Raw genomic sequence first — 23,014 nt, 5'->3', positions numbered from 1 at the left:
ATAATATTTTCCCACTCCCCCTTTTAACAAATATATACAAATATAAAAAGGCCCTTAGGGCCTTTTTATATTTGTATAGAAAAATAAACATAAATAACTATACATGCGATAACAGGAATATATGCTTTCCAATTCATCTTTTCTTCATCTTTATTCTCATTTTCTACATTACTTTCCATCATACCTATCAGAAATCTCAATATAATAAACGAAACAATTGATACAATTCCCCAAAACGCCATCTGAGCTAGTGCAACTTGTGGTGGTATATCAACAGGGCCTATATCTTCTACACCTCTAAAAAGTACATACGAGAGTGTTGTCGCTATAGAGTTGTTAATTATATGACCTATTATAGCAGGATAGATAGAATTTGTTTTTATAGTTATATAAGCGAATATAATTCCAAGAACAAACGGTCCCATAAAATTAAATGCATTAAAATGAAATAAAGCAAAAAGAAAAGAAGAATATATTATAGAGTACCTAAAGCCCTTTTCTTCATTCATTCTAAGAAAAAATCCCCTAAATAATACTTCCTCACATATACCTGGAGTAACTCCTATCAATATAAGAAACCATAGATATTCACTTAAGTTAGATGCAAGTGGTATATAGTGAGAATCGTATATGCCAATACTATTTAATATAAACATAAAAACAACATTTCCAAAAACTGCTATAGGATAAGAAAAAGCAGGTATAAATATCGATATTATAAATGTTTTAGTATTTATCTTATTAAATCTTAGAAATGTCTTTATGCTTTGCTCTTTCTTTAACCAAAGTGAAAATAGTATAGCAGGTATAAGAATTATTCCATACTCAGTTATAAGTAACCCAGTATTTATATCCATTCTTTGAAAGTAAGCACCCACCGTCAAAAACAGTACTGCCAAAAACAAGTAAATTATATTAGATATTGTAATTTTCCTCATTATTATTAATCAACACCCCTTTATGTGTAAGTATATTTATATAGATATATATTCCTCTTAACAGAACTTTATCATCAAAATCAAAGTTTATATTGTGAAGCCCGTGAACAAATCCTTTTTCTTCATTTTTAGAACCAAGCATAAAAAACAATCCAGGTATATACTTTTGATAATAAGAAAAATCCTCCGATATCATAAGTGGTTCTAGTACTTCTAATTCCTCACCTAAAATATTTTTCATTTCCTCAAACATTCTTTCGTCATTGTATACAGCCGGATAATCATCTTTTATACTCACATTTATCTTACAATTAAAACTTTTTTCGAAACCTTCACTTATTTCAAGTATTCTATTTTTTAACTTGTTATACACTTCTTCTTTAAACGCCCTTATAGTTCCTTCAATGTTCACTCTTTGAGCTATAATATTTCTTCTACTTCCCCCATTTATTTTTCCGATAGTTAAAACTGCTTCATCTAAAGGTCTTATATTTCTAGATACTATAGTCTGAATAGAGTTTATAAAGTTAGATGCTATAACTATTGAATCTATAGTGTTTTGTGGCATAGCTCCATGTCCACTTTTGCCTATTATTTCTATATCTATTTCCCCAGTTTGTGCTAAAAAATACTTAGGCCTTACACCAACTATCCCTTCATCGATTTCTGGGTATATATGAAGGCCATATATTTCATCTACTCTGTACTTTTCCAAAACACCTTCTTTTATAAGTGGCAATGCACCCCCTGGAGATTCCTCAGCGGGTTGGAAAATAAATACTATATTTTCATTTAAACTATTTATATTAGCTTTTATATACTCTATCAACCCTAAAAGTATGCTCATATGTCCATCATGACCGCATAAGTGTTTAACTTTGCCACCTACATCTAGTCCATCCATATCAGCTCTAAACGCTATTGTTTTATCTCCTTTTTTTCCTTTTATCATCCCCACTATAGCTGTGTCTAAAAATTCCTCATACTCTACATCTATACTTTTTAGATATTCCTTTATATATCTAGATGTGTTGTATTCTTTCATTCCTATTTCTGCCATATCTCTTAGCTTTTTTCTATGATTTATCACATTATCCTTTATTTTAAATATATTAATCATAAATGCAATCACCCCTTACAAAATAGTACTCACCTATTTTGATATCTAGAATATATTTATAATGAACTATACTATATATAAGTATATTATCATATATTCTTTATAGGGGGTATGTAAATTGAAAATGGCTAATATAGCAATAGTAGGAGCTACCGGAATGGTAGGAAGAACATTTTTAAAGGTTTTAGAAGATAGAAACTTTCCTATAGAAAACCTTTATCTGTTCTCATCTAAAAAATCTGCAGGATCTTCTTTAGAATTTAAAGGTAAAAATTACATAGTTGAAGAATTAAACGAAAACTCTTTCGATAGAGATATAGACATTGCTTTATTTTCAGCTGGAGGAAATGTAAGCTTAAAGTACGCTCCTATAGCTAAGGAAAAAGGAGTTATAGTTGTTGATAATAGTAGTGCATTTAGAATGCATAAAGATATTCCTTTAGTAGTACCTGAGGTTAATCCAGAAGATATAAAAAATCATAATGGAATAATAGCAAATCCTAACTGTTCAACAATTCAAGCAGTCGTTGCCTTGAAACCTCTTCACGATAAATTCAAAATTAAAAGAATAGTATACTCTACTTATCAAGCTGTTTCAGGTTCTGGGGTAAATGGTATTAACGATCTTGAAGAAGGATTAAAAGGAAATAAAAATATATTTTATCCTCATCAAATAGCAAATAACTGTCTTCCTCATATAGATACGTTTTTAGAAAATGGATATACAAAAGAAGAGATGAAAATGATAAATGAAACAATGAAGATATTGAATGATTACTCATTAAAAATAACTTCTACAACTGTTAGAGTTCCAGTTTTTAATTGCCATAGCGAATCTGTGAATGTGGAGTTTGAAAAAACTTTTGAAATTGAAGATATATTTAAAACTTTAAGAAATGCACATGGAGTGGTTGTTTTAGATGATCCAAGTTCTAACGAATATCCACTTGCTTTAAATGTTACTGGCAAAGACGAAGTATTCGTTGGAAGAATTAGAAGGGATTTTAGCTTAGATAATGGAATTAATATGTGGATAGTAGCTGACAACATAAGAAAAGGTGCGGCTACAAATGCAGTTCAAATTGCTGAATATATATTAAAATATAATTTAATCTAGAAAGGGTGGTTATTTATGCTATTTAAAGGTTCTGGTGTTGCTCTTGTTACTCCTTTTAAAGATGGTAAAATTGACTTTGATGCTTTCGAAAAAGTAATCGAATTTCACATCAAAGAAAAAACTGATGCATTTATAGTTTGTGGAACTACTGGAGAAGCTTCCACTATGACTGATGATGAGAAGTTATCTGCTATAAAGTTTGTTATAGAAAAAACTAATAAAAGAATACCCGTTATAGCAGGAACTGGTTCTAACGATACTGCTCACTCTATTCACCTTAGCAAAGAGGCAGAAAGATTAGGTGCTGATGGTCTTTTAGTTATCACTCCATATTATAATAAAGCTACTCAAAAGGGACTTATAACTCATTTTGAGGCTATAGCAAATTCTGTAAATATACCAATAATAGTTTATAACGTTCCTGGAAGAACTGCCGTAAATATATTGCCATCTACTTTAGCTAAGATTGCACAAATCAAAAATATAGTTGGTGTTAAAGAAGCAAGCGGAGATATTTCTCAGATTGCTGAAATAGCTAGAATTTGTCCTAAAGACTTTGCTATATATTCTGGAAACGACGATATGATTCTTCCTTTATTATCATTAGGTGGAATTGGAGTTATTTCAGTTGTTGCTAATATATGTCCACGTGATACTCATGATTTAGTTTATAAATTCTTAGAAGGAGATATCGAAGGGTCTAGAAAGCTTCAACTTGATATGAAACCTCTAATAGACTCTCTATTTATAGAAGTAAATCCTATACCTGTTAAGACTGCTATGAACCTTTTAGGATTTAATATGGGAGAATTTAGACTTCCTTTAACAGAAATGAGTGAAAATAATTTAGAAGTATTGAAAAAAGAATTGATAAACTACGGATTTAAATTATCATAGGAGGTTTTTATGATTAATGTAGCTTTGAATGGATGCCTCGGAAAAATGGGAATGGTTTTAATCAATTCTATAAGTAGGGATCCTGATTTTAATCTAGTAGCAGGTATTGATAAAAAAACAGATATTTCATTAAGTTTTCCTGTTTATAATAACCCTTTAGATATTAAAGAGAAAGTAGATGTCATAATAGATTTTTCAAGACCTGAAAGTTTAAATGATTTGCTATCATATGCTAAAAATAGCAAAACTGCACTTGTTATAGCTACAACAGGCTATAGTAATGAAGAGCTTGATGATATATTAAAAGCTTCAAAAGATATCCCAATATTCCATAGCTCTAACATGTCAATTGGTGTAAACTTAATCCTAGATTTAGTAAAGATAGCTACTAAAGCACTTTCAGGTTTTGATATAGAAATAATCGAAAAGCATCACAATAAAAAGGTAGATGCTCCAAGTGGAACTGCTTTAATGATAGCAAATGAAATAAAATCAGCTTTAAACGATGAATGTGAGTTTAATTATGGAAGATATGGTAAGGATGCAAAAAGAAACGAATCTGAGATAGGTATTCATGCAGTAAGAGGTGGAACTATAGTTGGAGAGCATTCAACAATATTTGCAGGTCCTGATGAAATAGTAGAGATAAATCATATGGCTTTATCTAAAGAAGTATTTGCTGAAGGTGCTAAGAAAGCTGCCAAATTTATAGTTACTAAGCAAGCTGGTTATTATAATATGAAAAATATGATAAATACATTATAAGGGGGGATTTGTACTAATGATGAATATGACTGATCCATACGAAATCGCAAGGTACATCAAAAATGTTAAGAAAAAAACTCCAGTTAAGCTTTTTTTGAAAGGAAAGATAGCTTCTAATAAGTATCCTAATTTAAAAATATTTGGAGATGAGAATCTGTATACTATCTTCGGAGAATATGAAGATGTAGATATGTTACTGAAAGAAAATAAGGATACTATAATAGATTATCACTTAGAGTATGATAGAAGAAACTCTGCTATACCTATGTATAATCCATTAAATACTGAGGCTAGAATAGAACCCGGTGCAATAATTAGGGATATGGTTTCTATAGGAAAAAATGCAGTTATAATGATGGGAGCTGTAATAAATATAGGTGCAGAAATAGGCGAAAATACAATGGTTGATATGAATGCAGTTATAGGAGCTAGAGGAAAACTCGGAAAAAATGTACATCTTGGTGCTGGTGCTGTTGTAGCCGGAGTTTTAGAACCCCCTTCTGCTAATCCTGTTATTATAGAGGATGATGTATTGATAGGAGCTAACGCTGTAATACTTGAAGGTGTTAAGGTAGGAAAAGGTTCTGTGGTTGCAGCCGGAGCTATAGTAACATGTGATGTTCCTGAAAATGCTGTTGTTGCAGGTTCTCCTGCTAGGGTAATCAAAATGAAAGATGATAAAACCAAAGAAAAAACAAAGCTTTTGGATGATTTAAGAGGATAAAAAAAGGTGGCATACGCCACCTTTTTTATCTATCTTCATCAGTTACAACAAATACATATGGAACATTTCTATAGTAATCTCCATAGTTTAATCCATATCCAACGACAAACTTATCTTCTATAGTAAATCCTACATAATCAGGAATTAATTCAACTTTTCTTCTACTTGGCTTATCTAAAAGAACGCAAGATTTAACACTTGCAGGATTTTTTGTTTTTAAGTGATCAAGAACATATTTCATCGTAAGTCCTGAGTCAGTTATATCATCTACAACTAAAACGTCGTATCCTTTTATATCATCAGTAACATCAGCAAGCATGCTAACAGAACCTGATGTTTCTTTTCCATGACCATAACTTGATGTAGTCATAAACCCTATTTTCACAGGAACACTTATATTTCTCACTAGATCAGCTGCGAATATAAAACTTCCTTTAAGCAAAGAAATAACCATTAAGTTTTTATCTTTATATTCATCTGATATTTCTTTGCCTAATTCTTTAAGTCTATTAGCTATATCATCCTCTGAACATAGGATTTCCCACTTCTTTTTTTCTATATCCATTTAGGTACCTCCAATTAATAATTTTATACTCTATTTTAATTAAAAAGTAGAATATTGTCAATTGAATTAATTACTATTCATGCTTTCCATAACATTTATTATAACCTCATCAGTTATTATCATTCCTTCAGTACTTATTTTTCCTAGGTTTTTGATGCTTTCCTCAACTTGATTTCCAACTATTCCATTAAGCGGGGGAACTATACAGTCGTATTTAGCCATAAGTGCACTTTGAGCTGCAGCAGATGCGGCAGATGCAAGTTTCAAAGCACACCCAGCTTTTGCACCATCACATATCATTCCACTTAGATTTGCAATCATATTATCTATACACCCTTTGATCTTATCATACCCACAATCCATAAGCCATACAATACCAGCTGACGCTCCTGTTGAAGCTGCTACACCACAGCCACAAACAGCAGATAATCTTCCAGTGTAATTTTTTATATACGCAGTAACCAAATGGCTTATAGCAAGTGCCTTAGCTAGTCTTTCTTCACTTTGTGGATATAAATAATTGTATGCTGCTATAGGAAGTATTGCTGTGATACCATGATTTCCACTTCCATTTGAGCTCATAACAGGCATATTTATACCACTCATTCTAGCATCAGATGCAGCTGCGGTTATCATCATAGCTCTATTCATCAAATCATCTGATAGTATATTATCTTCTATAGCTTTTTTTATTCCATATCCTGCTCCAACACCCACTTTATTATCTAAAGCAAATTTAGCTATAGACTCATTCATTTTTATACCTTCTAAGAGAAACTTTATATCTTCAAAATCAAATTTTTCTATCTCTTTTATAAGCTCACTAATCGTAATTTCAGCTATTGGACTTTGCGTTATACCTTCTTCTATTTCTAAATTTATATCTTTACCAATTATGATGTCATCATTTTTTTGTATATGCACAAAATTATCATGTTTTCCCATTATAATAACACTAGATGTGTTATTTTTTCCTTTCAAATCAACTCTTACATATACTTTTTCCTTTGTATTAATAGAATTTATTTTTATCATATTTTTGTCTGCAAACTCTTCAGAAGCTGATACTTCTTGTTTTGTAAGATTTTCAAGCACTCTAAGTCCATCACTGGACTTTCCAGCAACTAATCCCATTGAACATGCTATTTTTAGACCTATTCTTTCTGTTCCTGGTATTCCAACACACATTCCATTTTTGTATATATTAGAACTTACAACTACACTACATTCTTTTATAGTATCATCAAGTATTTCCTTCGCTTTTGAACATGCTAATGCTACAGCTACAGGTTCTGTACAGCCAACAGCTGGCTTAACCTCTGACTTTAATATTTCTAAAAGTATATTTTTCATATCAAAACCCCCTAATTGATCTTTATACTATATCTTTTAGCAATAATCATGCCAAATTTCATGTGCCTAAATTTCAATATATACGCAATTAGGTTATCGGTTTTTGTATCATATTATAAACAAAATAGTCTCAAAACGATACTGAGTATCATTTTGAGACTATTTTGTACTCTTTTAACTTTCTATATAATGTAGCTCTAGATATCCCTAAAGAATCAGCTACTTTTTCTTTATCTTTCTTAAAATCCTTGAATTTATCTAATGCTTTTATTATTTCTCTTCTTTCAAGCTCCCAAAGAGGAGTTATTTTTTCATAATTATCATACATAAAACTTTTGTCATTATTTTTTATTTTTTCTGGTAAATCATCATATCTGATAATACCTGTACTGCACATATTTATACTATACTCTATTACATTTTCAAGTTCTCTTACATTTCCATACCATTGGTATTCAAAGATTTTATCCATAGCTATATCATCTATTTTATAAATTCTTTTATTTAGCTTATTAGAATATTTTGAAATAATATATTCTAATAAATCAGGAATATCTTCTTTTCTTTCTCTTAAAGGTGGAATATTTATAGGTATTACATTTAGTCTGTAATATAAATCTTCTCTAAATTCGCCACACCTGACCATCTTTTCTAGGTCTTTATTAGTAGCTGCTATTATCCTTACATCAACAGGTATACTGATACTCCCCCCTACTTTTTCAACTTCTCTTTCTTGCAGTATTCTTAAAAGCTTTCCCTGAAGATGTATACTCATATCTCCTATCTCGTCTAGAAATAATGTTCCATTATTCGCAAGTTCAAACTTTCCTACTTTCCCACCTTTTTTAGCACCAGTAAATGCACCTTCTTCATATCCAAAAAGTTCGCTTTCTAAAAGTGCATCTGGGATGGCTGCACAGTTTATAGCTATAAAAGAATTATTAGCTCTATCACTATTATTATGTATAGCTCTTGCAAAAATTTCTTTTCCAGTTCCACTTTCTCCTGTTATAAGAACTGTAGAAAGAGACTTTGAAGCTATATTAGCTTTAGTTTTAACTTTTCTCATCAACGGACTATTCCCTATTATATTGCTAAACTTTACACCATATTCATTAGCTGTGATTTCATTAAAGTCCTTTATGGTAGATAAATTATCCACAAAGTAAAAAACATATCCTTGTATAGCATTATCAATCATTATAGGATTAGCATTATAAATTCCACTAAATGTATAATCTTGCTTTGAATACGTAAAAGAAGAGCTATTTTTTTGATCAGTCAAATTATTAATATCTATAAAACTTAATATGCTAGATATGTTCAAACTTCTGAGATTACTATCTAATTTAAATATTTCAACGAATTTTTCATTCCATTTGTCTATTTTTCCATACTTATCTATAGAAACTACAGCTTTATCCATTGTGTTTAAAAGCATCTGAAGTTTCCTTGTTTCTACTTTAAGCTCATATGATTTATTCTCACCTATAATCTTACTACATATAAGATCAGCCATTTTCGTTAAAAAGTCCATTAACTTTATTTTATTTTGTACTATGTTGTTCTTTTGAATTTCGTTAAAAGCTATAAGTCCTATAACACCGTAAACTTTTTCATCTAACTTTATTGCACAGGACACTTCTGCATACTCATTACAAATGTCTTTTATTTTACACATATTACATATGTTATCTTCTCTTGGATTCTCTATTATAAAGTTTTTGCCACTTGATAATGATATTCCAAATGCAGATCGTTCACTTACTTTTTCTCCTATTTTATTCTTATAGTGGCCAGTACCTGCTATTCTTATTAAATCTTCATCAACTATAGTAACATCTACATTAAGAACTGTTGATATTACTTTTGCTATATTTTCAATATCTTCTTTTATGTGCTTTAATCCTATCATATTACATCTTGTCCTTTATTTTAACTTCACATAGTATGTTTCTTATCTCTTTTAGAATTACTATAATCTTATTTATAGAGTACTGAATAGATATTAATATTATAAGTAATAGCACAAGAAATATCTCATTATAGTATATCTTCATAGTTTCCTCCTTTGTTCAAAAAAAGGACTAGGAAATCCCTAGTCCATTGTTTCTTTTATTTTTCTACCTACGTAGATGAAACTATATTTATCTATATTTTTGCAAATCCCATCAAAACCACTAGCTTGAAACATATTCATAATTTCATCTAGGTTATAAAATTTACACTTGCATCCAGAAACCTTCTTACTAATAGCTATTAATTTACTATATAGACTTTTAGGGTTATTTTCTTGTATTATTATATTTCCATTATATTTTAGTACCCTGCATAATTCCTTTAATACTTTCTCTTCATCCTGAAATGAATTGAAATAATTTAAAAATATTATCTTATCAAAATATCCTTTTTTAAAAGGTATATACTCAAGGTTTCCTTTTATAACATTGCAGTTGCAATTTTGCAATGCGGCAGACTTGTATATATCGTTTTCATTTTCTAATATAGTTACTTCTACACCTAGTTTATTTAGATATTTACCATAATTAGATACATTACCTACTAGCAATATTTTTTCTCCTACAGTAGGGTTTATACGCTCTACGAAATTCTGTACGTTGTTTCGTTTTTTATCAGGACAAATACTTCCATTTATCTCAATTTTACCCTCTGTGCATATACTACCCAAGTCTTTTCACCCACTACTTTCTCTTTCGTATTAATGTATGTAAACATTATAATAAATATAATTCCATTCATCAATACAATTTATTCTTTGGCATTATTTTCAGGCATCTTTTTCATTTTTGATATAGATATTTCGTATGCTACTTTACTCTCTACTTCTCCATTTTCTGTTTTCTTTTCATATTCCCTACTTTGCATTCTTCCCCAGATCTGAACTCTATCTCCTACTTGAAGGTTCTTAGAAAACTTGGCATTTCTTCCCCATGCAATAGAAGGTATGTAATCAGACTTGTTGTATGACCTATTAACAGCAATTAATAAATCTGTTATCTCTCTACCTAAAGGAGTATTTCTATAAATTGGATGTTTACAAACATATCCATCTAAAAATATAGTATTTGGATCTTTAGTATCTTCAAAGTCTTCAGATATCTCCTTTACAAACACTGTCACTACAAGTCTATTTTTTCCTTCTAAGAATTTATTGTAAGACCTTATTTGACCAGTAATACTAACTTGTTTTCCAAGTGTTAGCTCCATATCTGTTATAAGCCTTTCAGATATAGTTATAGGTAAAACATCATCTAGATCACTTAATCTTTTAACTCTTATTGCAGTGTTATAAAACTTTTCTCCGAATATTTCGTGGCTCATTTCTAATTCACTACATATTTCACCACATAGATTTACAACATTTGTGATTTCTTTTAAATTACTCATTTTCGCTCCCCCCAATGATCTTATGTGTTATCTAAAATAATTATATTATTCCAATAATTGTTTTATTCTAAATATTTGATATTTTTTGATTGCTATTTAACTATTTACCGTGATAAAATCTTAATGAAATATATCTGAAAGGTGGGTAAACAACTTGATAACAGAGAGAGAGTCAGAGAAAAAAAGGGTCAAAGCAGTTAATTTGGAAACGTTTTCATTTTTGTTAGTATCTATGTGCATATTCTTATATCTATCGCAGAAAATGGGTGTTGGAACAATGTTTAAAGTCATAATGTATACTGCACACGACCTGCTTTTGAACACGGTTTTCTTTATCATGGCAATAGCAGTTCTTGCTGGAGCTATAGCAAATTTACTATCTGAGTTTGGGGTTATATCGCTAATTAATTACATGTTTGCTTTTCTTATGAAGCCACTTTATAACCTTCCTGGTGCTGCTATAGTCGGAGCAATAACTACTTATTTGTCAGATAACCCAGCAGTAATATCTTTAGCTAATGATAAAACATTCAAAAGGTATTTTAAAGATTACGAGTTACCTGCTTTATGCAATCTTGGAACTTCATTCGGTATGGGGCTTATAGTAACTACTTTTATGATGTCTCAAGGAAAAGAGTTTATTAAAGCAGCTATAATAGGCAATGTAGGGGCAATTATAGGTAGTATAATAAGTGTTAGACTTATGATTTACTTTACTAAAGAGCATTTTAAAAATACTTCAAACACTGAAGATACTTCAGATTACGACCCTGAGGTATTTAAGTATAGAGAAATAAAAAATGAAGGTCTATTTCAAAGAGTTCTAGATTCTATACTAGAAGGTGGAAAAACTGGAGTTGAAATGGGACTTGCTATAATACCTGGTGTTTTATTTATATGTACTTTAGTTATGATTTTGACATTCGGTCCTTCTATAGATCCTGCATCTGGAATGGAAGTATATAATGGTGTTGCTTATGAGGGTGTTGGACTTTTACCTGCAATAGGAAAAAGATTTATGTTTATATTAAATCCTTTATTCGGATTTACATCATCTGAGGCTATAGCGTTTCCTATTACTTCTTTAGGTGCTGTAGGAGCTGCTATATCTTTAGTTCCAAAGTTTATAAGTGATGGGATTGCAGGGCCTAATGAAATTGCAGTGTTTACGGCTATGGGAATGTGCTGGAGTGGATATTTAAGTACTCATGTTGGAATGATGGATGCTTTGAATTGCAGAAAGCTTACTAATAACGCTATATTATCTCATACTATAGGTGGTATATTCGCTGGTATATCTGCTCATTACATACATTTGCTATTAAAATAAGCTGTTGACACATGTCAACAGCTTTTTATTTATTCAGCAGGTTTTTCTGGTAATTCTCTATTCTTTGATGCTGCTCTTAACATTGTTATTGAAGTATATAGTATAACTCCTATAACTAACCATCTTAATGTTTCAAGCGGTAATTCCTTAACTATATATGCTGCTATAATAACTCCTATTACTCCACCTATTGTTATACCCATAGAAGCCTTTCTATCATATGCTCCTTCTTTAACAAATTTAATAGATGCAACTGGCATTAAGAATGCACAAGATCCCATCATTATAGGGAAAGCAACTCTTGGAGACATTCCTAAGAAATATACAAGTGCCATACATGGCGCGTAAAGACCTATTCCAGCAGTCATTAAAGCTCCTAATATAAAGTTAGCAACTATTGCTATTATTAACTTTCCACCTTCAAGCCCTATAGCGTCTCCACCACCTGGCATCCATCCCATTTTAGATGAGAACATTAAAAATGCAGTAATAAATAAAGCTATACCCATTGCGTACTGAACTGTTCTTTCTGGTAATTTAGAAACTATACCTGCTCCTACCCAAGCTCCTACAGTTGCTGCTAAAAGCATACCTATTAAAGTTACAGCTTCAACTTCTATAACTGTCATGAATATAAATGCTTCAAGAACAACAGGAATAGTATGAGAAACATTAAGTGTTCCTGGTATAATTCTATCTTTTGTCTGCTTTAATCCTTTTAAAAGTGCAGTTGTAGGAGCAAACGACCCTATTCCTAAAGTATCGAAAAAGTCTGTTATAAATCCAATTCCGAAAACTTTAGCCCATGAGTTATCCTCTAGGTTATTTTTGTTTGCAGCAAAGTCCCTTACGAATACAACTGTAAACCAAAGAGTAAGGACAGCTAATATTCCTAAAACAATATTTATCATTATGATACCTCCTTATAAAATATTTATAATTATACCATCTATCTCATTATATTCAATAGATTAATAAAAAGTGCATATTTTGTTAAAAATCAGACTTATTTTAGTATAAACCCATATTTAACTGGATCGTCTGGATCTATAACAAAATGATTGAATCCTGTTATATACGCAGAACCTGTTATTTCCGGTATTACAGCTTCATACTCTCCTATATTTTCAGTTCCAAGTACTCTACCTTTAAATATAGTTCCAAGTATACTTTCATACACAAATAATTCTTCTTTTTTCAGTTCTCCTTTTGAATAAAGAGTTGCCATCTTAGCTGATGTTCCCGTTCCACAAGGAGATCTGTCTACTTGACCTTGGCCAAATACAACTACATTTTTATAGTTAGCTTCAGGATGTGTAGGATCATCGTATATTTCAACTAAATCAACAGTTTTTATATGCTCTAAAGTTGGATGAGATATTTCTATTTTTTCATTAACTATATCCCTTATTTTAAGACCTAGTTCTGTTAGTTTTTGGGCATTTTTTGGTTCTACTTTAAGTCCTAATTGATTTGCATGTAATATAGCAAAGAAACTTCCTCCGAAAGATATATCAAGAGTTATTTTCCCTATTTCTGGGACATCTATTTCTACATCTTTTTTATAGTGGAATGCAGGAACATTTATTATAGATACTTCCTTTACTTTTCCATTTTCTACTTTTGCCTTTGCTTTAACTAAACCTGCTGGAGTATCCATAGTAACTTCTGTTATAGGTTCTAAAGGAGTTACCATACCTGTTTCAATAGCTACAGTTACAGCTCCTATGGATCCGTGGCCGCACATATTTAAATATCCTCCACCATCCATAAATATTATTCCAAAGTCAGCTTCTTCGTTAACTGGAGCTGTAATAATCGAACCGAACATATCATTGTGACCTCTTGGCTCTAACATAACAGCAGTTCTTAAATTATCCATATTTTTTTCTAGATACTCTTTTTTATCTGCCATTGTCTTTCCTGGAATATTTGGAATACCTCCAATGATTATTCTTGTAGGTTCTCCCATAGTATGTGAGTCAACTGCGTGAATACTTCTTATAGCTATCATTTATATTCCCCCTTTTTGTTTATTTTAAGTTTCAATAGTGCTAAAGCTTTTCTTGAATCTAAGGAATCTACGTTGTTCTCTCCTACAACTTGAGTTTCTATTCCTTCACTTGATTTATTAAAGTCAACTATTGTGTCCATATATTTATTAGTTACTACAAATTTTGCCTGCTTACCTACAAAACTTAGTCCAACTACAGGGATATTTCTTTTTCCTATTTCTTCTATGGTATTAGCATAATCAACATGAGAGTTTCCCCATCCATCTACAGAAATTATAACTCCATCTGCTCTTAATGCCTCTACCCATACAGCTGCTCTTTTTCCTACAAAATATTTTTCCTTATTATCTTGTGGTGTCCCAACGAACATGATCCCTAGCAAGTCTATATCTTTATCATTAGCTACTATATCAAGCAGTGGATCTTTGAAGTGATGAAGAGTAGTTTCTTTTGTTGACGGTCCTATTCCCATAAATACACCACCTTAAGTCATGGCCCTTAATGCGCCATCTCTGTATTCATTAGGAGACATCATAATAGGAACATTTCCTATATCTATTATAGATTTGCCTCCAGCGAAACCACTTGGCTCAGATGGAAATAGCATATTGTCATACATGGTTCCCTGACCTGCTATTTGCTTTATTATTACTACTTTCTTGCCTTGTGGTCTTATCTTATCAAAATATTCATGTGAAGAATCTGCGCTTTTTCCTTCTAGATCTTTTAGAACATTTCTTATCTCCTGAATAAATAAATCACACGCTCTGTGTGCTGCAAGTGGATACTCTCTACTTGACATAGCACCTGATTTTAATTTTACATCAAAATGAATTATATAATCATTTATTGATGGAGTTCCTGCTTTATTCAGTTTTAGCTTTTCTTTTAGTATTCCTTCTGATGAGCCAAATTCAGCCATTTGATTTCCATCAACATCAGCTCCAGTAAGCATTACATAAACTCCTGTTAAAGTATGAGTAATTCCTTCTCCTAAGCTTCCAAGAACCTTTGTAGATACAGGAATAATGTCCATTATACTGTTTACATATATGTCATGCTCTTTTGGATTTATTATATTTACAGTTATATCTTCTATCAATTCTTCTTTTTCACATATACGTTTTGATATTTTTTTATCAATCATCAATACTTTATTTTCTATTTTACATCTTTCATCCATCATAACTTTATTAATATGAAAGGCTCTTATAACAAGCCTTCTCAATATTATTTCATTATCCATATTTTTCACCTTCAATTTTATTAAAACTTTCCCGCTCCTTTAATTAATGAAGCGGGAATTTGTTCTAAACTTTAGCTACATATTCATATGGAAGTGGTACTATTTTTCCTGGTGTTTGTATCTCTATTAATTGCTTTAGAGTGTCTCTTACTATAGCTGTTTGCATTTCTTTGTTATTTGGCTCACCAGCATTAGCACCCATTGGAACTAAAGGAGCAACTGCTCTTGGAGTTCCATTTTGTCTTACTACAGGAGGAAGAGCTGCTATTATTATAGTTGGAATTCCAGCTTCCTCAATTGCTCTCTGCACAATCACGGCAGAGCGGTGGCAAGTACCTCAGCCAGCAGTAAGGAGTACAGCATCAACGCCTTCTTCTTTAAGTCTTCTAGCTATCTCTGGGCCAGTTTCTTCAGTGAATTTTTGTTGGTCTCCACCACCACCCATGAATCCAAAGTTCTCTGGGGCAACTGCTTTTATAAATCCTTCCTCTGCTAATTCTTGAAGTCTTGTTAAAGGGAACATACAGTTAATATCTTTATTAACATCTGCATTGTCATATCCTCCATGAGATACCATCATTTCTTCAGGTTTAGCATCTCCAGGGATTACTCTGTATGTGAAATCTCCTGCTAGATTGAATCTTTTATCACTTTTTAAGTGCACACCAGCAGCTGTGGCAAGTGCTATAGTCATATCTTTCAGTTCTTTAGTGACCGGAGTCCAAACTGATTGAGGTGTTATAGGAACAAATATTTCTGATTGTAGTCCTTTTACCACTGTAAAACTCATATCGTTACCTCCTTTATTTATTTTCGTTATGCTTTACATTTTGGGCATACTTTTCGTTTATTTCTTCTCCTAATACTTCAGGGTAGCTCATTAAAAAACCAACTTCTTGACCAAGTTTTAGCTCATAATTAGTTATCAGCATTCTCTTTGGTATTTTTAGATGACCTATTCTTCCCTTTAAGTCTATACCAACTGCTCCATCTCTTATTTCTACTATTACACCTTCTACATATCTTTCCGTAGATGCATATTTTAGTTTTTCCATTTTTATCACCTATTTTTATGCCTCTTCTTTTTCGTATATCTCCATTCTCTTTTTGCTCTTTGGTAGAACTTGCTCATTTTCAACTAAATCTACCTTAGAATTAGTAGCTTTTTCTATCATTTCTATATTGTTTGACTTAACATTTGGATTCCATTTTCTTTCAGGTGCTTTAACTTCTTCACCAGCTATTACAGCTTTTACCATCGCAAGTGCTCTTATTGCATCTTCCTTACAAAGAGTGTTGTTTGATAATATTTCGTTTTCTATTCCTTGCTTAGATTTGTTGTTGTCTATCATATATTTCATATATTCATTTCCTACAACTAACGCACCTTGAACAGCTGCAAACGTCATACCTACAACAGCAACTCCTCTAGATCCTATTTCTTCATGATGACTTGCAAAATCTATATGATTGTTTCCAAATCCTTCAGTAGTTATTATAGCACCATCTACATCCATACCTTCTACTAACATACCAAGTCTTTTAGAAACATAGAATTTCTCTGAGTTTACTTGTGGAGATCCTACGAATATTACTGCAGCTAAGTCTATTTCTTCATCATTCATAGCTTCTATTACTAAAGGCTCTCTAAAGTAATGTCTTGATGTTTCTTTTGACGCAGGTCCTATACAAGTTAATGCATGTATTCCACCATCTAAAACTTCAAGAGGAGATAATACAACCGGAACATTTCCAAGGTCAACATTTGGTTTTGCTCCTAAAGTACCTACTGGCTCAACAGGAAGTATTAGATTGTCATGCATTGCCCCCTGACCCATTATTTCTTTAACTATAACTATTTTTTTCTTTCCTGGTCTTCTATACTGAACAAGTTCCTCAGTTTCTGTAACTAAAGAATCATCTACTTTCTTTAAAGCTTCTCTTATTTCTTGAGTTATAAAATCAGAAGCTTTATGAGCAGCTAAAGGTCCAGGTCTTTCCATATTTGTATGTTCTTTTATAACTACTTCTGTTTTTATAAATATTTCTCCTTTGTCAGGAGCACCTGGTCTTCCCCACATTATGTTTCTGTCTAATTCACCTTCTGAAGAACCGAATTCCCCTATTTGAACTCCGCCTTCATCTACTCCTGTTACCATCATTATAACTCCATCTAAAACTCTAGTTACTCCAGTTCCAAGTTCTCCTTCTTCTTTAGTTGCTATAGGTTGAACATCCATAATTGTTTCACTGTAAGTGTTGTATTTATCTGGAGTTATTATATCCACTTTAAGATCAACAACTAACTCTTCACTATCAATAGCGTCTTTAGCTATGTCTTCTCTTATGTAAAGAGTTGTTCCTTCAATCTTAGTTTCACTACCAAATTCTACTTTATCTATTTTAAAGTGCTTCTTAGTAAGTTTTCTAACTGCTTTTGGCTTTACTTTGTCAGCTACAACTTCTTCATTTACTTGTACTTGTGGTTTTATTTCTTCTTTTACTTCATAAGTGTTAAAAGATTGAGCTTGACTAGCTACACTTAAAGGAATTTCTAAATTAATATCTCTTCCTTCTCCTATGTGTATCTTAATTACTCCACCTAAGCTATTAACAGGAGCTACCGGAGTTACTGGAGCTACTGGCTTTATTTCTTGAGTGGTTTTTTCTTCCTTAACTATCTCTTCTTTAGATTCAGACTTAGATACTCCCTCTAATACATCTTCTGTTAATGGAGTTAATGCATCTACTGTCTTTTTTAGTTTGGCCCCTAGAACCTGACCTATTTTTAAGCAGTTATCAGGAATTTCTAAAAGTCCTGAATCTACTAAGTCTGGGAATATTGCTGGATCTTCTAAGTTTGATGCTTCAATCACAGTACCAGCTTCAAATCTACAGCAAGATATTGCTGGGTCATTAGCATGAGCTTTCGCTGTTTCTTGTGTAATTGCCATGAGAAATCCTCCTTTTATATTTATTTTTTTCTTCTATATAATCTATATCCTGAGGCTCTTAAGACATGATCGGTACTGTGATAAACTGGCACTCCTAACCTAGGAGCTACATTCATAACTGTGTTAGTTCAGTCCTCACATGTTCCTGTTATTATAACCTCAGCACCCTGCTTTTTAAGAGATAATACTTTTTCCGCTTGTCCTGGGCATATTCCAGGCATATCGCATCTATATCTTCCATTTACCTCAACCATTCTCTTGCACTTTTCTTTAGCTACTACTTGGGTACCCATTCCTTTTGCTATTTCTTCTAATCTTTTTTCGTCTGCTCCACATTCACAAGCGATTATTCCTACTTTTCTTTTTTCATTAGGATATGGCATAGCTACAAGTATACCACCTAAAGTTTTATCAATAGGTATATCTTCTTCTCCATGTCTTCCAGTGAATGGGCCTCCTAAAACTATTTCTCCATGCGGAATTTCATATCCTCCACATTTTTCAATAAAGTATTTTACTGGCATTCCAATAGGAACATCTAAAAATACCTTACCTTCTCTTGCATTTTTTATTCTTCCACCTAAAGTTATATCCTTAGATATAACTGGCTTTCTATCTTCTATAGCCAAAACTATGTTCTTAAGAGTTTCTACATTTGAAACAACTGCATTTGCAGAAAGTGGAAGTTCACCAGGTTTAAGTTCTATTCCCAAAACTTCTCTTACTATAACTCTCTCATCTCCAGCTGGATACATATCGCTTAAGAACTTAATTTTTATATTATCTTCATTCTTACAAGCCTTTCCTAAAGCTATCACAGCTTTTTTGTACTTTGGCTTTATAGCTATATATCCATTTGAAGCATTAGTAATTTTCATTACATACTTTAATCCCTTTACAATAATTTCAGGGTTTTGCTCCATAAGTTCTACATTATGACTTAATACTGGCTCACATTCAGCTGCATTAGCTATGACGCATCCACCATTTAAATTGATGTTAAGCTTTACATGAGTTGGAAAACCTGCTCCTCCAGCTCCAACTATTCCAGCTTCTTTTATGCTTTCTAGCAAATCGTCAGTATCTTTTATTTTTACATATTCTTCTGGTTGCTCATCAAATGCATTTATTATTATTTCATGCTCGTTTATATCAACTACTTCACCATACACACTAGAATGCATATTAACTCCTAGTCCATCTGGCACTGCAACCAATTCTCCTTTTTTAACTTTCTGACCTACCTTAACTATAGGTTTGCAAGGCGATCCTATATGTTGTTTTAATTTTATTACTATTGTCACACTATCACCTCCCATCCACACTATATATCTAAAGCAATTATCATGCCAAAATATATAGTTATAGATATAATTTTTTATAATACTTGAAATTACTTCTATTAATTTTATTTATCTCCATTATGAAATTTTATTAAACAATATATAAAAAATAAATGTGTCAGTTTTTCGTCATATTTTATGCAACATTCTATATATTAATACTAAATTTCTAGCATTATATACTTCCAAAAATAAAAGTGTCAGTAAGTTGACATATGCCAACTTACTGACACTCTATTTTGTAAGTATCTATTTTATAATACAAAGTACTTCTTGGTATATTTAGTAGTTTTGCAGCTTTCGCTTTATTTCCACCAGACATACTAAGTGCTCTTTTTATTGTATTTATTTCGATTTTCATTACAGCTTCATTTAAATCAAGTGGATACTCATTTTCATTTTTATTCTCATTAACTGACTCTACTATATAATTTGGTAATAACTCCTCATCTATAATATTGTCTTTACACAAAACAACTAAATGCTCAATTGTATTTTTAAGTTCTCTTATATTTCCTTTCCACTCATATTTTTGCAATATATCAATTACATTTTTGTTTAACTTAGGTATTTCCTTATTATTTTTAATACATATTTCTCTTAGAAATTCATTTATCAGTATAGCTATATCACCTTTTCTTTCTCTTAAAGGTGGCAAATCTATCTGAACAACATTTAATCTGTAATATAAATCTTCTCTAAACTCTCCTTTTCGGACTAATTCTTTTAAATCTTTATTAGTAGCAGATATTATTCTTACATTTATACTTACCGTTTTCTCACTGCCTACTCTTCTTATTTCATTTTCCTGAAGTACCCTAAGAAGTTTTGCCTGCATATACATAGGCAAATCTCCTATTTCATCTAAAAATACTGTTCCTTTATTTGCAAGTTCAAATATACCCATTTTTCCTTTCCTATTAGCTCCTGTAAATGCTCCTCCTTCATATCCAAAGAACTCACTCTCAAATAATTCAGACGGTATAGCACTACAATTTACAGGTACAAACAAACCTTCTCTTTGACTATTATTATGTATAGCTCTTGCAAACACTTCTTTTCCAGTTCCACTTTCCCCTTGTATAAATATACTTGCACTAGTTTTAGCAACTTGTCTTGCTACATCGATAGTTTTCATCAGTTTTTCACTTTTTCCGATTATATTACCAAAGTTATCATTAGAAAACTTCCTAACCTCATTTTCTAGAAATTTAAGTGTATCATTAGCTTTTTCAAGTTGGTATGATAGCTGTTTAACTTGAGTAATATCTTTATCATTAGAAACCACTCCAACTAATTTCCCCTCTAGAAATATAGGCTTTGCACTTACTACAACATATGTATCTTTTCTAGGTGAATGATATATGTTCTCTATAGGCTTATGAGTTTTGAGAACCTCTAACATTAAAGCATTAGGAAAAAATATCTCCATATCTTTACCTATTATTTCTTCCTTAAGGACTCCATATAATTTTTCTGCATTTTTATTCCATATAACTACTTTTCCATTTTCATCTATAACAGTTATAGCTTCATGTACACTATTTATTACTTGATTTAGTTTTTCACCTAATTCTTCTATTTTCATATAAAAGTAATCTCTTACTTGTTCTTCTCTTATAACCCCTATTAAACTATTGTTTTCAACTACAGGAAGTCTGCCTATCTTATACTTTAGCATTGTATCCCTGCATTTTAATAAGTTATCATCCTTGCTTACAGTTATTAAGTCTTTAGACATAAAATTTTTAACTTCTAGCTCTTTATTACACTGATTTATATTAAGTTTAGATATATCCGTTAAAGATATTAATCCTATAAGTTTATCATTTTCATCTATTATAAAAATGTCATTTGATTTATTTCTAAGCATTAAAGATATAGCTTTTTTCAAGGACTCATTTTGCTTTACAACTATCATTTGTGTAGACATTACTTTTTTTACTAAAGTCGTTTTAGGAAATAAAAACATTTAAATCACACCTTTTTACAATTAATAAATACCCATGTCACTATATTAACATAATGACATGGGTATATTTAAGATATTTTTAATTATTACTTTTTTGTCTTCCCGTAGAATCTATAGTGTAGTTATCCTTATATATAAGATCTGATACTGGAACTATTTCGTATCCTTGCGATTTTAATTTTTCTAGAACTAAAGGCAAGTATTCTCTTACATATTTAGCATTGTTATGAAACAAAACTATAGATCCATTTTTTACATTTTTAACTACTCTATCTACAACATGATTTGCACCCAATTCTTTCCAGTCTAATGAATCTACATCCCATTGAATAGTATAGTATCCAAGTTCAGAGGCTGTTTCTAATAAAGTGTTATTGTAATCTCCAAACGGCGGTCTAAACACTGTAGTTCTTTTCCCTATTATTTTTTCTATCTTTGATGAAGTATTCTCAAGTTCTCTAATTATCTGATCTTTATTTAAAAGAGACATTTTAGGGTGAGAAGTTGAGTGATTTCCTACTTCATGACCTCTATTGCTAATTTCCTTAACCATTTCAGGATATTTATCTACCCAAAATCCAACTAAGAAGAAAGTTGTTTTTACTTCGTATTTATCTAATATATCTAGTATATCTTTAGTATATGTTTCTCCCCATGCAGCATCAAAGCTTATAGCTATTTTTTTATCTCTAGTATCAACACTGTATATAGGAATTTTCTTTTCCGGAACTAAAGCCATAGTATCTTTTACCATATATAAACCAACAAGTAATACTATGATAGCCAATGCAAATAATAATAATGATATAATTGCTTTTTTGAGTGGTATTATAAATATTCTCAATTCAAACCCTCCTTATATGATAATCTTTCTATATTAATCTTATTTTTTTCATCTTCAAAAAATTACTAGAAGATTAATATTATAAAGTGGGAAAATTAGTAATGGAGGTGATTGTATGTCTAATATACGAAGCGAATTCTCTAATATCAAAGGAAAGCAAGTTGAATTTGGAAGAGTTACTAACAAATTAGAACCTAGACACTATCTAAGAGAAGCTCATCCAATTCACGAAGGAATAAGAAAGGATAAAAAAATAAGAATTCATAAAAAGTTTTCTTAGAGTTTATATATAAGATAGGGAATTTTTTCCTATCTTATATTTTTGAATAAAATCACTCTAGTTTTCACAATATAATCTTGTTGTGTTCTGTATCAAAACATTATACTAAATTGTATATTTTATTCCATATATATGTTTATATT

The 23,014-nt window shown here is 31.2% G+C and carries 22 protein-coding genes and 1 pseudogene; 6 read left to right on the top strand and 17 right to left on the bottom strand.

The window, feature by feature from the left end:
• Window positions 1–65: 65 nt before the first annotated feature.
• Complete coding sequence (locus CLOTH_RS04115; RefSeq protein ID WP_079411487.1) at window positions 66–938, bottom strand: type II CAAX endopeptidase family protein; 873 nt, start codon at window positions 936–938, stop codon at window positions 66–68.
• Window positions 916–2,058 carry an amidohydrolase gene (locus CLOTH_RS04110; RefSeq protein WP_079411485.1) on the bottom strand — a complete coding sequence of 381 codons (1,143 nt, stop codon included), beginning with the start codon at window positions 2,056–2,058 and terminating at the stop codon, window positions 916–918. The genes CLOTH_RS04115 and CLOTH_RS04110 overlap by 23 nt, the downstream gene beginning before the upstream one ends.
• Before the next feature lie 118 nt (window positions 2,059–2,176).
• Between CLOTH_RS04110 and CLOTH_RS04105 the strand changes: the two genes are divergently transcribed.
• The 4 genes from CLOTH_RS04105 to dapD are packed head-to-tail and all read left to right on the top strand — an operon-like array spanning window position 2,177 to window position 5,561.
• Window positions 2,177–3,175, top strand: coding sequence for an aspartate-semialdehyde dehydrogenase (locus CLOTH_RS04105; RefSeq protein ID WP_079411483.1), 999 nt, complete (start codon window positions 2,177–2,179; stop codon window positions 3,173–3,175).
• Between the two features lie 15 nt (window positions 3,176–3,190).
• Window positions 3,191–4,072, top strand: a complete 882-nt coding sequence (gene dapA / locus CLOTH_RS04100; protein ID WP_079411482.1) for a 4-hydroxy-tetrahydrodipicolinate synthase — start codon at window positions 3,191–3,193, stop codon at window positions 4,070–4,072.
• A gap of 9 nt (window positions 4,073–4,081) precedes the next feature.
• Window positions 4,082–4,837 (top strand): 4-hydroxy-tetrahydrodipicolinate reductase, encoded by a 756-nt coding sequence (gene dapB, locus CLOTH_RS04095; RefSeq protein WP_079411480.1) that lies wholly within the window; start codon window positions 4,082–4,084, stop codon window positions 4,835–4,837.
• Window positions 4,838–4,853: 16 nt separating this feature from the next.
• Entirely contained in the window at window positions 4,854–5,561 is a 708-nt protein-coding gene (dapD, locus tag CLOTH_RS04090) for a 2,3,4,5-tetrahydropyridine-2,6-dicarboxylate N-acetyltransferase (RefSeq protein WP_079411478.1), read from the top strand.
• Between the two features lie 25 nt (window positions 5,562–5,586).
• On the opposite strand, the gene hpt is transcribed toward dapD, so the two are convergent.
• From hpt to CLOTH_RS04065, 6 genes are all read right to left on the bottom strand, one after another.
• Window positions 5,587–6,126, bottom strand: a complete 540-nt coding sequence (hpt, locus tag CLOTH_RS04085) for a hypoxanthine phosphoribosyltransferase (RefSeq protein ID WP_079411477.1) — start codon at window positions 6,124–6,126, stop codon at window positions 5,587–5,589.
• A gap of 66 nt (window positions 6,127–6,192) precedes the next feature.
• Window positions 6,193–7,479, bottom strand: coding sequence for an L-cysteine desulfidase family protein (locus tag CLOTH_RS04080; RefSeq protein ID WP_079411475.1), 1,287 nt, complete (start codon window positions 7,477–7,479; stop codon window positions 6,193–6,195).
• Window positions 7,480–7,627: 148 nt separating this feature from the next.
• Complete coding sequence (locus CLOTH_RS04075) at window positions 7,628–9,394, bottom strand: sigma-54 interaction domain-containing protein (protein ID WP_079411473.1); 1,767 nt, start codon at window positions 9,392–9,394, stop codon at window positions 7,628–7,630.
• Window position 9,395: 1 nt separating this feature from the next.
• Window positions 9,396–9,539 carry a hypothetical protein gene (locus CLOTH_RS10705; RefSeq protein ID WP_169835120.1) on the bottom strand — a complete coding sequence of 48 codons (144 nt, stop codon included), beginning with the start codon at window positions 9,537–9,539 and terminating at the stop codon, window positions 9,396–9,398.
• A gap of 38 nt (window positions 9,540–9,577) precedes the next feature.
• Complete coding sequence (locus tag CLOTH_RS04070) at window positions 9,578–10,168, bottom strand: class I SAM-dependent methyltransferase (protein WP_079411472.1); 591 nt, start codon at window positions 10,166–10,168, stop codon at window positions 9,578–9,580.
• Between the two features lie 80 nt (window positions 10,169–10,248).
• On the bottom strand, window positions 10,249–10,887 hold the full coding sequence (locus tag CLOTH_RS04065) for a single-stranded DNA-binding protein (protein ID WP_079411470.1): 639 nt from the start codon (window positions 10,885–10,887) through the stop codon (window positions 10,249–10,251).
• Between the two features lie 154 nt (window positions 10,888–11,041).
• Here CLOTH_RS04065 and CLOTH_RS04060 point away from each other — a divergent pair, with 154 nt between their 5' ends.
• Window positions 11,042–12,217 (top strand): CD0519/CD1768 family membrane protein, encoded by a 1,176-nt coding sequence (locus CLOTH_RS04060; protein ID WP_331722000.1) that lies wholly within the window; start codon window positions 11,042–11,044, stop codon window positions 12,215–12,217.
• A gap of 29 nt (window positions 12,218–12,246) precedes the next feature.
• Here the strand turns inward: CLOTH_RS04060 and CLOTH_RS04055 are convergent, their stop codons facing one another.
• The 9 genes and pseudogenes from CLOTH_RS04055 to pdaB form a co-directional block, all read right to left on the bottom strand.
• Window positions 12,247–13,128 (bottom strand): sulfite exporter TauE/SafE family protein, encoded by an 882-nt coding sequence (locus CLOTH_RS04055; protein WP_079411469.1) that lies wholly within the window; start codon window positions 13,126–13,128, stop codon window positions 12,247–12,249.
• 95 nt (window positions 13,129–13,223) lie between these two features.
• Complete coding sequence (locus CLOTH_RS04050; protein WP_079411468.1) at window positions 13,224–14,231, bottom strand: proline racemase; 1,008 nt, start codon at window positions 14,229–14,231, stop codon at window positions 13,224–13,226.
• Window positions 14,228–15,478: pseudogene (prdD, locus tag CLOTH_RS10895) on the bottom strand (proline reductase cluster protein PrdD). Before prdD ends, CLOTH_RS04050 begins: the two are co-directional and overlap by 4 nt.
• A 64-nt stretch (window positions 15,479–15,542) precedes the next feature.
• Complete coding sequence (gene prdB, locus CLOTH_RS04035; protein WP_079411465.1) at window positions 15,543–16,268, bottom strand: D-proline reductase (dithiol) protein PrdB; 726 nt, start codon at window positions 16,266–16,268, stop codon at window positions 15,543–15,545.
• A 13-nt stretch (window positions 16,269–16,281) separates the two neighbouring features.
• Window positions 16,282–16,533, bottom strand: a complete 252-nt coding sequence (locus CLOTH_RS04030) for a CBO2463/CBO2479 domain-containing protein (protein ID WP_079411463.1) — start codon at window positions 16,531–16,533, stop codon at window positions 16,282–16,284.
• A gap of 15 nt (window positions 16,534–16,548) precedes the next feature.
• Entirely contained in the window at window positions 16,549–18,432 is a 1,884-nt protein-coding gene (prdA, locus tag CLOTH_RS04025; RefSeq protein ID WP_079411461.1) for a D-proline reductase (dithiol) proprotein PrdA, read from the bottom strand.
• Window positions 18,433–18,452: 20 nt separating this feature from the next.
• Window positions 18,453–19,736 (bottom strand): proline reductase-associated electron transfer protein PrdC, encoded by a 1,284-nt coding sequence (gene prdC / locus CLOTH_RS04020; RefSeq protein ID WP_331721999.1) that lies wholly within the window; start codon window positions 19,734–19,736, stop codon window positions 18,453–18,455.
• A gap of 262 nt (window positions 19,737–19,998) precedes the next feature.
• Window positions 19,999–21,747, bottom strand: a complete 1,749-nt coding sequence (gene prdR, locus CLOTH_RS04015) for a sigma-54 dependent transcriptional regulator PrdR (protein WP_079411458.1) — start codon at window positions 21,745–21,747, stop codon at window positions 19,999–20,001.
• A 79-nt stretch (window positions 21,748–21,826) separates the two neighbouring features.
• Complete coding sequence (gene pdaB / locus CLOTH_RS04010) at window positions 21,827–22,591, bottom strand: polysaccharide deacetylase family sporulation protein PdaB (RefSeq protein ID WP_331721998.1); 765 nt, start codon at window positions 22,589–22,591, stop codon at window positions 21,827–21,829.
• Window positions 22,592–22,706: 115 nt separating this feature from the next.
• Between pdaB and CLOTH_RS10565 the strand changes: the two genes are divergently transcribed.
• A complete protein-coding gene (locus CLOTH_RS10565) occupies window positions 22,707–22,871 on the top strand; it encodes a hypothetical protein (RefSeq protein WP_158080455.1) in 165 nt (54 codons plus the stop codon).
• Window positions 22,872–23,014 lie beyond the last annotated feature (143 nt).

Origin of the sequence: Alkalithermobacter paradoxus (assembly GCA_002029295.1) — a bacterium.
Taxonomy (GTDB): Bacteria; Bacillota; Clostridia; order Peptostreptococcales; family Peptostreptococcaceae; genus Alkalithermobacter; species Alkalithermobacter paradoxus.
The sequence above is the reverse complement of the archived record's forward strand: the minus strand, read 5'-3'. Positions and strand labels throughout refer to the sequence as shown.